This is a genomic window from Sorangium sp. So ce185, assembly GCF_051526825.1.
Classification (GTDB): domain Bacteria; phylum Myxococcota_A; class Polyangia; order Polyangiales; family Polyangiaceae; genus Sorangium; species Sorangium cellulosum_D.
In genome coordinates, this window is sequence record NZ_CP150316.1 from 1 (window position 1) to 12,813 (window position 12,813).

Consider the following 12,813-nt stretch of genomic DNA (forward strand, 5'->3'; position numbering starts at 1 on the left):
ATGACGATTCCGAAACACGAGCCGCGCGAAGTCTTCGATCGGGCGATCGAGCATACGCGGACGCTTTCCCCCGCGACTTTCGACCAGTGGTTCGGGGGAGTTCAGTTCGATGATCTGACCGACGGCGTCCTCACGCTGCGCGTCCAGAACGAGTTCGTCCTCGAGTGGGTCAGGGACAACTTCCTGCCGGCGCTGACGGACAAGATCCGAGAGCTCACCGGCTGGTCGGTCCAGGTGGCGTGGACGATCGATCAGAACCTCGACTCGCCGATCGCCCAGCGCGTGGAGCTCACCCCGGTGCGTCCGCGGGCGCTCGTGGTGCGCCCGACGAGCGCGGCGCCGGCGCCGGCGCCGCGCCCCGAGCCGTCGCTCCGGCGCGTCCCGTCGATGCCGGACGACCTCAACCCGAAGCACACCTTCGCGAGCTTCGTCGTCGGCCCGTCGAACCAGCTGGCGCACGCGGCCGCGATCGCGGCCGCGGGCGGCGGGGGCCGCCGGTACAACCCGCTCTTCATCTGCGGCGGCACGGGGCTCGGCAAGACGCACCTCATGCACGCGATCGCCCACCGCGTCTTCGAGGGCAGGCCGGAGGCGCGCATCATCTACGTCTCGGCCGAGAAGTTCACGAACGACTTCATCACGGCCATCCAGCACCACCGCATGGACGAGTTCCGCGCGCGGTACCGGTCGAGCTGCGACGTGCTGCTGGTCGACGACATCCAGTTCCTGGCCGGGCGCGAGCAGACGCAGGAGGAGTTCTTCCACACCTTCAACGCGCTCCACACGCTCGACCGGCAGATCGTGGTGACGAGCGACAAGTATCCCCAGAACCTCGAGCGCATGGAAGAGCGGCTCGTCTCGCGGTTCTCCTGGGGGCTCGTCGCCGACATCCAGGTGCCGGAGCTGGAGACGCGCGTCGCGATCGTCCGGAACAAGGCGGCGCTCGAGGGCATCGCGCTCACCGACGACGTCGCGCTCTACCTCGCGCAGATGGTCCGCTCCAACGTCCGCGAGCTCGAGGGGACGCTGATCCGGCTGGCGGCCAAGAGCTCGCTCACGGGCCGCCCCGTGGACCTCCCGTTCGCGCGCGCCGAGATCACGGCCACGTCGCCGCCGCGGGCGCAGATGATGAGCGTCGAGGACATCCAGCGCGCGGTGTGCCACCACTTCCACCTGCGCTCGATCGACCTCACGTCGAAGGACCGCCACAAGAGCGTGGCCTTCGCGCGCCACGTCGCGATGTATCTCTGCAAGCAGCGGCTGAAGTGCAGCTTCCCGGAGATCGGGCGGGCCTTCGGCAACCGCGATCACACGACCGTGATGAGCGCCGTCCGCAAGATCGAGGCGCAGCGGGACTCCGATCCGCAGGTGCGCGCCCACCTCGAGGCGCTCGAGAAGAAGCTCGCCGACGAGTGAGCCGCGCGCGCCGCGCGGCGGGGCTCCCGCCCAGGGCGGCCATCCCCGCGGCGCGGTCGGCGCCGCGGGGGCGAGCCGTCGCGGCGGCGGTCAGCGCCGCGGGCGATCAGCGCTCGGACAGCGCGGCGCGCGCGTCGTCGGCGACGAGCTTGTTGCCGTAGGCGGAGGCGAGCTCGAGCACCTCCGCGAGCTCGCGCCGCGCCTCGTCGACCTGGCCCCGCTGCTTCAGGAGCGCGCCGAGCAGGTACCGGCTCTCCAGCGCGTCCGTCCGGTAGGAGCGCGCCTCGGCGTAGCGCGCGAGCTCGCGCAGCAGATCGCCGGCGGAGGCCGCGCCGTTCAGGCCGTCGAGGTAGGCGAGGTGCGCGCGGTTGATCGCGGCGAGGCGCTCGTGGCCGCTCTCCTCGGCGAGCTCCCTCGACTCGGCGAACGACGCGTAGGCGCGCGGTAGATCGCCGAGCCGCCGGCTCGCGTCGCCGAGGTTGTGCAGCGCGGCGGCGGTCTCGAAGCGCAGGCCCGCCGACCGGGCGAGGTCGACGGCCCGGGCCGAGCTCTTCACCGCCGCGGCGAAATCGCGGAGGAAGAAATGCACGAGGACGCGCTGCTTCTCGCGCTCGCTCGCCGCCGCGAGGTCGCCCGGATGGCCGAGCGCCTCCGCCCGATCGAGCGCGCGGAGCGCCGCCTCGAGGTCGCCCGTCGCCGCGCGGGTCTGGGAGATGGCGAGCAAGAGCCGCTCGTCGTCGATGTCGCCCATCGCCTCGAGCTGCTCGACCGCGCGGACCGCGCGGGTGAAATCGCCCGTCCTCACGCCGATCTCCGTCTCGCACGCGAGTGCCTTCCGGCGGAGGTCCTCGCGGTCGCCGGCGAGGGCGTACGCCTCCTCCAGGCGCGCGTACGCGTCGGAGAAGAGGTCCACCGCGCCGAGCGCGCGCGCCACGTCGACGCGCGCCGAGAGCTTCTGCTCCGGGGCGCCGGCCTCGTCGATGCGCCGGAGCGCGCGGGCGGCGATGTCGCCGAGATCGGGCGCGGAGCGCACGCGCACCACGACGTCCGCGAGCGCGCGGAGCCACGCGGCGAGCTCCGCCGGCGGGCGGTTGGCGTGGTCGCCGAGGTCGAGCGCCTGGAAGATGAGCCGGAGCGCGGGGTCGAGCTGGCTCGCGCGGATCTTGTGGAGCGCCGCCCGCGCGTAGAACGTCGCGGCGCGGTCGCGGTCGCCGGCCTGGTAGAAGTGCTGCCCGATGCGCTCGGCGTGCTCGGCGCTGTCCTCGCCGACGACCGCGACGTACGCCGCCGCCGCCGCCGCGTGCAGCTCCCGGCGCACCTCTGGCGGGATCGCGTCGAGGACGATCTCGCCGTGCATGGGCGACGCGAAGCCCGCCTGCGCGGGGCCCTTGAGCCGCAGGAGATCGCGGGTCGCGAGCCCGGAGATCGCGCGGTTCACGAGCGAGAGCTTCTGCTGGAGCAGCGCCGCGAGGACCTCGGTCGGCACCGGATCGCCGAGGATCGCCGCGGCCTGGAGCACGGCGCGGTCGCTCGGGTCGAGCCGCCGCACCCGGGTGGCGATGAGCGTGCGCAGCGAGCGCGGCACCGCCGACGCGCCGTCGAGCCGGGCCTTCACGGCGCCGCTCACGACGGTGAGCGCGCCGGAGTCGCTGAGCTCCTTGATGAGCTCCTCGAGGAAGAGCGGGTGGCCGCCGGCGCGCTCGCGGCAGAAGCCGACCACGTCGGGCGGCAGGAACGTCGCGCCGATGCGCGCCGACATGAGGCGCGCGCTGTCGCTGTCCGAGAGCTCCCCGACCCGGATCCGATAGAAGTGGGGGTGCGCCTCGAGCAGCGGCGGCGGGTCGCTGCGCGTCGCCAGGATCAGCGCGGCGCGGAGCCCGCCGGCGCGGCCGGCCGTGGCGAGGAGGGTCTCGGCGGTGAGCTGGTCCATCGCCTGCGCGTCGTCCCAGGCGAAGCAGTGGAGCCGATCCTCGCAGAGGCTCTGCACCATCCGAGGGAACGCGGTGCGCAGGATCGCGGTCGTCCCCTGCGGCGCCCGCGGGTCGACGAGCGCCGCGCCGAGCTGGCCGAGCACGGCCGCGGACTCGTCCTCGCGCAGGCCGAGCGCGCGCAGCCGCGGCAGCACGGCGCGGATGCGCTCCTCGTCGTCGCCCTCCTGGATGCCGCAGAGCACCTGCAGCATCGCGGTGAGGCCGCTCCACGGGACGTCGGCGCCGTTGTGCGGGCACGACGCGACGTAGACGCCGACGTTGTAGTCGCCCTTCGAGAGCCGCCGCTCCATCTCGGCGAGCAGCCGCGTCTTGCCGATGCCGCGCTCGCCCTGGATGACCGCGATCTGCGCGCGCTTCCTCGTGCCGGCGGCGAGGATGTCCCCGAGCTGCTTGAGCTCGTCGCGGCGGCCGACGAAGCGCCCGTACGCGCCGTCCGGGGGCTCCGCCGAGGTGACCACGCGCCCCCCCTCGGGCGCGGTCCGGCCCGCGCCGGGCAGCTCCTCGGTCGTGAAGGCGTTGCGGAGGACGCGCCAGGTGAGGTGTGACACGGCGACCTGGGACTCGGTCGCGCGGGCGAGCGCCTGGGCCGAGGCGATGAGCGAGGCGAGGCGCTCGTCGCGGATCGGGGCGCCGGCGCCGTCGACGAGGATGCGGGCGAGGTGGATGCCGGCCGAGGCCGCCGCGCCCCCGCCGCGCGAGCGGAGGATGACGAGGGCGGCGCGCACCGCGGCCTCGGTGTCGCGGCCGTCGGCGTCGCCGAGCCCGAAGACGGCGACGAGCTGCGACGCCTCCTGCTCGAGCAGCAGCGCGCCGTAGCGCGCCAGCACCTCGCGCGCCCGCGCGATGCGCTTCGCCGCGTCGGCCTCGGGCCCCGTGAAGATGAGCACGAGCGCCGTGACCTCGCGCCGCTCGCCGAGGCCGCGCGCGGCCGGGCTGCTGTCGGCCTTCTCGAGCAGCTGGAGGAGCCCCGACGCCGTGATGCGGCTGCGCGTGCTCGTCGTGTGCGGCACCTCGACCGGCGTGCGGTCGTTGGCGCCGAGCGGCTCCTCCTCGAGCGCGGCGCTCGCCTCGCGCTCGGCGCCCGCCTTCTCCTCGTGGAAGGGCTCGAGGAACTCGGCGAGGTCGTTCGCCCCGAACCGCTCGCCGGTCGCGTAGAAGAAGCCGAGGAGCGCCTCGTGCAGCCGCCCGGCGTCGGGGAACCGATCCTCGACGTTCTTCGCGAGCATCGTGCTCACGATGTCGACGAGCGGCCTCGGCACGTCGGGGCGCACGAGCGCGAGCGGCGGGTACTCGCTCGCCTGCAGCCGCCGCATGACCTCGAACGCCGTCGGCGCCGCGAACGGGTTCGAGCCGGCGATCATCTCGTAGAGCACCGTCCCGAGCGAGAAGAGGTCGCTCCTGCCGTCGATGGCGCCGGCGCGCGACTGCTCGGGGCTCATGTAGGCGAGCTTCCCGCGGATCCTGCCGGCGCGCTTCTCGCCGACCTCCTCCTCGGTCATCGACTGCGTCGCCTTGGCGATGCCGAAGTCGGTGACCTTCACCTCTCCCTCCCAGGAGAGCAGGATGTTCTGGGGCGAGATGTCGCGGTGGACGATGCCGAGGGGGCGCGACTGCTCGTCGCGCCGCCTATGGGCGTGGTCGAGCGCCTTGGCGATCTCGGCGGTCATGAAGACGGCCATGGCGAGGGGGATCGGCCGCTTCGACCTCCGGCAGCGGGCGAGCAGCGTCGCCAGGTCGAGCCCGGGGACGTACTCCATCGCGATGAAGTAGCTCGTCGGATCGCCGTTCGGGTGGTCGACGCGGCCGAGGTCGAACACCTGCACGATGTTCGCGTGCGAGAGGCGGACGGCGAGCTTCGCCTCGTGCACGAACATGTCGACGAAGCGCCCCTGCTCGGCGAGCTTGGGGAGGATGCGCTTGATGACGAGGACCTTCTCGAACCCCTCGACGCCGAAGCTCTTGGCCTTGAAGACCTCGGCCATGCCGCCTTCGCCGAGGCGCTCGAGCAAGCGATAGCGTCCGAAGGTCTCGTTCAGCATCGTCGCGTCGAAGCCCCGCGCAGCCCTGCGTCTAGAGCGCGCGCGGCGCGCCGGAGGGGACGGCCTCGGCGCGGCGCGCGCGCCGGCGCTCGCTCGCCGGCCCCGCCGCCAGGCCGCGCGTCACGTCTCGACCGCCTTGTTCGCGCCGGCGTCATCGTCCCCTCCATACATCGACTCCGCGATCCGGAACGCCGCCCCCTCGAGGCGCGCGTACGCCGCCCGGAGCGCGTCGAGATCGCCGCCGCCGTCGAGCAGCTTGCGCAGCGCGGAGCACTCGGCCTGGACCTCGCCGAGGAGCTCGGCGTCGAGCAGATCGCTGTAGCCTTCGAGGGCCTGCTCGGTCGTGTAGACGAGGGTCTCGGCCTGGTTGCGGAGCTCGGCGAGCTCGCGCCGGAGCGCGTCGGTCTGCTTGAACCGCTCGCCCTCCGAGACGAGCCGGTCGACCTCGTCCGGCGTGAGGCCGCTCGTCGGGGTCACCCGGACCTCCTGCACCCTCCCGGTCCCGAGATCGCGCGCCTCGACGCGGACGATCCCGTTCTCGTCGATGCGGAAGGTGACCTGGATCTTGGGCAGCCCGCGGGGCGCGGGCGGGATGCCGGTGAGCTCGAAGCGGGCGAGGCTCCGGCAGTCGGCGGCCATCTCGCGCTCGCCCTGGAGCACGTGCACGGGGACGAAGCTCTGGTTGTCGACGCTCGTCGTGAAGATCTCGCTCCGCTCGGTCGGGATCGTGGTGTTCCGCGGGATGAGCTTGAACATCACGCCGCCGCCGGTCTCGACGCCGAGCGACAGCGGCGTCACGTCGAGGAGCAGCACCTCGTCGACGTGCCCCGAGAGCGCGGCGCCCTGCAGCGCCGCCCCGACCGCGACGACCTCGTCGGGGTTCACGCCCTTGTTCGGCTCCCGGCCGAAGAACTCGCGCACCGCGGCCTGCACCGCGGGCATCCGCGTCATGCCGCCGACGAGGACCACCGTGTTGACGGCGGAGACGGGGAGCTTGGCGTCCCCGAGCGTCGCCCGGCAGACGTCGATGGTCCGCCGGATGAGGCTCTCGCAGAGCATCTCGAGCTCGTTGCGCCGCATCGACCGCTCGAGGTGGAGCGGCCCGCCGCCGGGGCCGACGGCGATGAAGGGGATGTTGATCTCGGTCTCGAGCGACGACGAGAGCTCGTGCTTCGCCTTCTCCGCCGCCTCCTTGAGCCGCTGCAGCGCCATGCGGTCGCGGCGCAGATCGATCCGGTGCTTGGCCTCGAAGTCGTCGGCGAGCAGGTCGATGATCCGCTGGTCGAAATCCTCGCCGCCGAGGTGCGTGTCGCCGCCGGTCGCCTTGACGCTGAAGACCCCGTTCGCGATCTCGAGGATCGAGATGTCGAACGTCCCGCCGCCGAGGTCGTAGACCGCGATCGTCTCGGCCTTCACCTTGTCGAGGCCGTAGGCGAGCGCCGCGGCGGTCGGCTCGTTGATGATCCGGCGCACCTCGAGCCCGGCGATCCGCCCCGCGTCCTTCGTCGCCTGCCGCTGCGCGTCGTCGAAGTAGGCCGGGACGGTCACCACCGCTTCGGTCACCGGCTCGCCGAGGAACCGCTCGGCGACCTGCTTCATCTGGCCGAGGATCATCGCCGAGATCTCGGGGGGCGAGTAGCTGCGCCCCTTGACCTCGACCCAGGCGTCGCTGTTCGGCGCCTCGACGATCTTGTAGGGGGCGAGCAAGATCTGCTTGCTGACCTCGGGCGCGCTGAACTTGCGGCCCATCAGCCGCTTCACCGCGTAGATGGTGTTCTGCGGGTTCGTGACCGCCTGGCGCCGCGCCACCTGCCCGACCAGGCGCTCACCGCTCGCGGGGAAGCCGACCACGGAGGGGGTCGTGCGCGCGCCTTCGGCGTTCGGGATCACCCGCACGTCGTTGGCCGAGGCGACCCCTGCCCCTTCGACGACCGCCACGCACGAGTTCGTCGTCCCGAGATCGATGCCGATCACCTTCCCCATATGCGGCGAAAGATACTACAGGCCTGAATGCTCGCTGGGTGGGGAGACGACCGTGGCGTCCGCGATATTTGGGGAGATCGTGCGGCGAGGTGGCGGGGCACAGCAGAGTGGGCCACCGCCATGATGCGCATGAGGCAGGCGATGTGCGCCGGAGGGAGCCGGCGCGCGGAGCGGCGGTGAAGCTCAGTTCGCCGCGGGGGCGGCCTCGCCGGGCGGGCCCTTCGAGACGACGACCATCGCCGCGCGGATCAGGTAGTCGCCCAGCATGTATCCCGGCTGGACCTCCGCGATGACGACGCCGGCCGGGTGCTCGGTCGACTCGATCTGCTGGATGGCCTCGTGCACGCTGGGATCGAAGGGCTTGCCGACGGCGGCGATGCGCTTGATGCCCGTGCGATCGAGCGTGTCGACGAACTGCTTGGCCACGATGCGCACGCCCTCGGCGACCGACTTCACGTCGGGCGCGCTCTCCGCGTGGGTGGCGGCGCGCTCGAGGTTGTCGAAGACCGGGAGCAGGTCCTTCAGGATCGACTCGCGCCCGCGGCGCTGCGCCTCTTCGACCTCGCGCCGGGAGCGCTTCCGGAAGTTGTCGAAATCGGCGGCGGTGCGCAGCAGCTGCTCGCGCAACCGCGCGGCCTCGGCCTGCGCTTCGCCGAGCTTGTCTTCGGGGGTGGGGGCTCGCTGCTCCGCCGGCTCTGCGCGTTCCGCCTGCGCCTCCGCCGTCTCCCCGGTGTTCTGGCTCGACCCATTTTGTTCCGAATCGCTCATAGGACGGCCGGCACTATAACCAGCCGCGATCCGCTGGCAATCGCCAGGCCGAAGGTCGGTCCATCGCCAGGGCGAAGGCCGGTCCGTGGCGGGCGAGCGCCGGCGCGCCCCGACGGCCGCGCCTCACCGGGGCCGGCCAGAGGCGCTTCGGGACCGGCCCCGGGCGCCTTGGGGCCGGCCGCGGGCGCTCGCGGGCGGTCGCTCCGGACGCGCTCCGGGCGCGCTCCGGACGCGCTCCGGACGCACGTTTTGCCCGGGTCGCAGCAATCCGCGGCCGGCGTGCATCCACCGTTTGCTCCGACCCCCTGCCCGGCGTTAGATCGGCCCCATGAGCATCGCCCCCAGCCCCGCCGGCGCACCAACCCCGGCGAACGCCTCGACGCCCGCCAGCTCGCCGCTCCTCGCGGCGCAGAAGCACCTCCTCGGCAACTACCGCCAGCCCGCGTTCGTCCTCGACCGCGGCCGGGGGTGCGAGCTCTTCGACACGGATGGGCGCAGGTACCTCGACATGTGCGCGGGGGTGGCGGTGGCCTCGCTCGGACACGCGCACCCGCGGCTCGTGGCGACCATCGCCGAGCAGGCGGGCCGGCTCATGCACGTCTCCAACTATTTCTTCAACGCGGAGAACCTCCGCCTCGCCGAGGAGCTCTGCGCGAAGACCGGCTTCGACCGCGCCTTCTTCTGCAACTCGGGCACGGAGGCGAACGAGGCGATGCTCAAGCTGGCGCGCCGCCACTTCTTCAACCGCGGCGAGACCGAGCGCTACCGGATCATCGCGTTCGAGAACGCCTTCCACGGCCGCACCCTCGGCGCGGTCGCCCTGACCGGGACGCCGAAGTACCGCGAGGGCTTCGGCCCCTCGCTCGCGGGCGTCACCCACGTGCCCTACGGGGACGTGGCCGCGGTGCGCGCCGCCATGGGCCCGGACGTCGCGGGGATCCTCGTGGAGCCGGTGCAGGGGGAGGGCGGCGTCCTGCCGGCCCCTCCCGGGTTTCTCGCCGAGCTGCGGCGCATCGCGGACGAGCACGGCGCCCTGCTGCTCCTCGACGAGGTGCAGACCGGCATCGGGCGCACGGGGCACTGGCTCGGGGCGACGTACGACGGCGTCCAGGGCGACGCGGCGGCGCTCGCGAAGGGGCTCGGCGGCGGCTTCCCCATCGGCGCGCTGGTGCTGCGGGAGCGGCTCAACGGCGCGCTGCCCCCGGGATCGCACGGCTCGACCTACGGCGGCAACGCGCTCGCCTCCGCCACGGCGCGCACGGTGCTCGCGGTCGTCGAGGAAGAGAAGCTCTGCGAGGCCGCCCAGAAGCGCGGCGAGCAGCTCGGCCGCGGCCTCGCCGCGATCGCCGCGCGGCTCCCGGGCGTGTGCGCCGGCGAGCGCGGGCGCGGCCTGCTCCGCGGGCTCATCCTCGCGCCGGGCGTCGACGCGCGCGCCGCGCTCGGCCGCGCGCGCGACCGGGGCGTGCTGCTCACGATCGCGGGCAGCAACGTGCTCCGGTTCACGCCGCCCCTCATCGTGAGCGAGGCGCAGATCGACGAGGCCCTGGCGGAGGTCGAGGCCGCGCTCGCCGAGACGCCGGCTGCGGGTTGAGGTGGTCGCCTCGCGCGCAGCCGGGCCCGCCGTCGCGCCCCTCCCGTGCTCGGGCTGCAGCAAGCTGATCGATCCGCTCCGCGCAGGGCACGTCGCGATCTTCGATCAGCGCTTCCATTACTTCTGCAACGCCCGGTGCCGCCACGTCTTCCTCGGCGAGGCCTCGCCAGCGCCGGGCGACGCCCGGCCGGCTGGCCTCGCCGCGCACGGCGCGCCGTCCCTCGGCGCCCCCGCGCGCGGGATCTCGCCGGTCGCGCCGCCGGTGGCCGCCGGACCGCACGCCTCCGCGCCGCGCGCCGAGCCCGCGCGGGCGGGCGCGGACGACGGCGCCGCGCGCCTCGCCGAGCTCGACGCGCCGATCGTCGACGCGTTCCCGCCCGTGTCGCTCGACGAGCGGCTCCCGGACCTGCCCGTCCTCGACGACGACCGCGCGCTGCTCGAGCCCATCGGGAACACCATCCTGAGCGAGGAGCCGCAGCGCTACGAGGCGGTCGAGGCGCGGGACATCGGCGCGCTCCTGCTCGTGCTCGCGATCATCGCGGGGACGCTCGCGGTCGCGCTCACGCTCGCCGGCGACGCGAAGCTCGTCATCGGCGCGCGCATCGTGCTCGCCACGGTGAGCGCGGGGATGCTCCTCGGCCGCGCCGCCACGACCGCGCGCGACGCCACGGATCCGCACCCGGCGCCGATGCTCGCCCCCGTCCTCGGCGGGCTCGTGGCTGCGGTCTGGGCCCTCTTCGGCGAAGATCGCGCGCTGGCGGCCGAGGCCGCCTCGCTCGCGGGCGTCATCGCCACCGCCAGCGCGATCAGCGCGTGGCTCATCGAGAGCGCCCGCCACCGCGTGTTCGCGGAGCGGGGCTGGATCGCGTCCGTGCTCTCCACGCCGGCGCGCCGGCCGCCGGGCGCGTGGGCGCCGAGCCCGGCGCCCGCCGACCGAGCCCTGCCGCGCGGCGACGACGGCGCGGCCGAGGGCGAGCTCTACGAGCTGCGGCCGGGCGAGAGCGCCCAGGTCGACGCGGGGGACGTCGTCCCCGTCGATCTCGTGGTCACGGGCGGCGACGTCGAGGTGCTCCCCTGGATCGGCGCGACCACGCCGGCGCGCCGCCGCGACGGCGACCCGGTCATCGCCGGGGCCACCGTGGTCCGGGGTCGCCTCGTCGGCGCGTGCACCTTCTCCGGCGGCGATCGCGCGGTCGCGCGCGTGCTGCTCGACGCCCGCCGGCGCGCGGACGCCCTCGCGCCCATCGCGCAGGCCTCCCGCGCCCTGACCGAGCGCTGGGCGATCGGCGCCGCGGTGATCGGCGCGCTCTCCGCCTTCGTCGCCGGCCGGACGCCCGTCGAGATCGCGATGACCGCGGCCGCCGTGCTCGCCGCGCTCGCCACGGCGATCACGGCCTCCATCGCCTCGGTGCACGTCGCGCGGGGCATCCTGCTCGGGCTCCGCCGGGGCATCGTCTACAAGAGCGCCGACGCCTGGGATCGCGCGGGCAAGGTCTCGGTCGCCGTGTTCTGCGCCCGCGGCACGCTGCTGCTCGGCGAGCCCGAGCTCGCGGAGCTGGAGGCGACCGGGCAGAAGCTCACGCCGGGCGACGTGCTCGCGCTCGCGGCCGGGGCCGAGCGCACCGAGGAGCACCCGGTCGCCACGGCGATCGTGCGCGCCGCCCGCGCCCGCGGCCTGCGGCCCGACGGGGTGCGCAACCCCAACTTCCACCCGGGCCTCGGCGTGACGGCCGTCACCTCGTCCGGCGAGGAGCTCTGCGTCGGCAACCGCGCGCTCATGCTCGAGCAGCGGATCTCGATCGCCGCGGCCGAGAGCCGCGTCGCCGAGCTCGAGGCGCTGGGGCGCACGGTGGTCCTCGTCGCGGTGGGCGCGCGGCTCGTCGGCCTCATCGGCCTGCAGGACGGGCTGCGCCCCGGGGCGCGGGCCGCCATCCAGCACCTGCTCGACGCGCAGGTCGAGCCCGTGCTGATGTCGGGCGACGCGCGCGAGACGTGCGAGGCGATCGGCCGCTCGCTCGACATCGACCACATCCGCCCCGAGGTGCTCCCCGCGGATCGCGGCGCCGAGGTGCGGCGCCTGATCGACGCGGGCACGAGCGTCGCCGTCCTCGGCCACGCGGGCGTCGACGACGCCGCGCTCGGCGCCGCGGACGTCTCCGTGGCCCTCGGCGCGGCCGGCGCTGCCCCCGCCGACTTCTCCGTCGTCCTCGCCTCGGACGACGTCCGCGACGCCGCGCTCTCCCTCGCGCTCGCGCACCGCACGCGCCTCGAGGCGCGCGTCGGGCTCGCGCTGAGCGTCGCCCCGGCGCTCGTCGGCGCCGCGGTGATCTCCGCGTTCGTGCTCCCGCCGGCCTACGCCCCCATCGCCTCGCTGCTCGGCGGCGTCATGGCCGTCGTCCACGCCCGCGCGCTCGACGCGAAGAGCTGAGCGCGCGCCGCCGACGGCGCCGCGCCTCGGGCTACGAGACGCCGGACGCCGCGTCCTTGGAGTCGCGGCAGTCCAGGCAGACGCCGTACATCTCGTGCTTGTGCCAGGTCACCTCGAAGCCGTACTTCGCGGCGATCTCTTCCTGGAGCGCCTCGATGCGCGGCTCCTCGAACTCGATGATCTTGCCGCAGCTCACGCAGATGAGGTGGTCGTGGTGCGCGCTGGCGTCGTCGGCGAGCTCGTAACGGCTGAGGCCGTCGCCGAACCGGCGCTCGGAGGCCACGCCGCACTCCGCGAGCAGCTTGAGCGTCCGGTACACCGTCGCGTACCCGATGCCGCGATCGTGCGCGCGCACTTCCGTGAGCAGGTCCTCGATGGTCATGTGCGGCGCGCCCGAGAAGAACGTGTCGACGATCAGCCGGCGCTGCGCCGTCGACCTCAGCCCCTTCTTGGCCATGTACGCCTGGAGGCGGGCGCGCAGCCGGTCGAGGGCAACTTTGTCGACGTGGGTCACGTTGTCCCCCTCTCTCGCAACGACGGCCATGGCGAGTTTATCCCGTTCGCGGCGAACCGCGTCAAGGCCGGCGACCGCGCCTG

Annotated in this window: 7 protein-coding genes; 3 read left to right on the plus strand and 4 right to left on the minus strand. The window is 73.9% G+C overall.

All coding sequences use genetic code 11. From position 1 onward, the window contains the following. On the plus strand, nucleotides 1-1,416 hold the full coding sequence (gene dnaA / locus WMF26_RS00005; protein WP_020464715.1) for a chromosomal replication initiator protein DnaA: 1,416 nt from the start codon (nucleotides 1-3) through the stop codon (nucleotides 1,414-1,416). Nucleotides 1,417-1,522: 106 nt separating this feature from the next. Here dnaA and WMF26_RS00010 read toward each other — a convergent pair whose 3' ends face one another. The 3 genes from WMF26_RS00010 to grpE form a co-directional block, all read right to left on the minus strand. Further along, nucleotides 1,523-5,446 carry a serine/threonine-protein kinase gene (locus WMF26_RS00010; protein WP_437998618.1) on the minus strand — a complete coding sequence of 1,308 codons (3,924 nt, stop codon included), beginning with the start codon at nucleotides 5,444-5,446 and terminating at the stop codon, nucleotides 1,523-1,525. Between the two features lie 120 nt (nucleotides 5,447-5,566). After that, on the minus strand, nucleotides 5,567-7,429 hold the full coding sequence (gene dnaK / locus WMF26_RS00015; protein WP_437335202.1) for a molecular chaperone DnaK: 1,863 nt from the start codon (nucleotides 7,427-7,429) through the stop codon (nucleotides 5,567-5,569). A gap of 183 nt (nucleotides 7,430-7,612) precedes the next feature. After that, the gene (gene grpE / locus WMF26_RS00020; RefSeq protein ID WP_020464718.1) at nucleotides 7,613-8,197 is read right to left on the minus strand and encodes a nucleotide exchange factor GrpE; all 585 of its coding nucleotides are present in this window, start codon (nucleotides 8,195-8,197) and stop codon (nucleotides 7,613-7,615) included. A 328-nt stretch (nucleotides 8,198-8,525) separates the two neighbouring features. On the opposite strand from grpE, the gene WMF26_RS00025 reads away from it, so the two are divergent. Both WMF26_RS00025 and WMF26_RS00030 read left to right on the plus strand, forming a co-directional pair. Further along, on the plus strand, nucleotides 8,526-9,788 hold the full coding sequence (locus WMF26_RS00025; RefSeq protein WP_437998619.1) for an aspartate aminotransferase family protein: 1,263 nt from the start codon (nucleotides 8,526-8,528) through the stop codon (nucleotides 9,786-9,788). Between the two features lies 1 nt (nucleotide 9,789). Then, the gene (locus WMF26_RS00030) at nucleotides 9,790-12,216 is read left to right on the plus strand and encodes an HAD-IC family P-type ATPase (RefSeq protein WP_437998620.1); all 2,427 of its coding nucleotides are present in this window, start codon (nucleotides 9,790-9,792) and stop codon (nucleotides 12,214-12,216) included. Nucleotides 12,217-12,247: 31 nt separating this feature from the next. Here WMF26_RS00030 and WMF26_RS00035 read toward each other — a convergent pair whose 3' ends face one another. Beyond that, nucleotides 12,248-12,760 carry a Fur family transcriptional regulator gene (locus WMF26_RS00035; RefSeq protein ID WP_437335206.1) on the minus strand — a complete coding sequence of 171 codons (513 nt, stop codon included), beginning with the start codon at nucleotides 12,758-12,760 and terminating at the stop codon, nucleotides 12,248-12,250. Nucleotides 12,761-12,813: the final 53 nt, after the last annotated feature.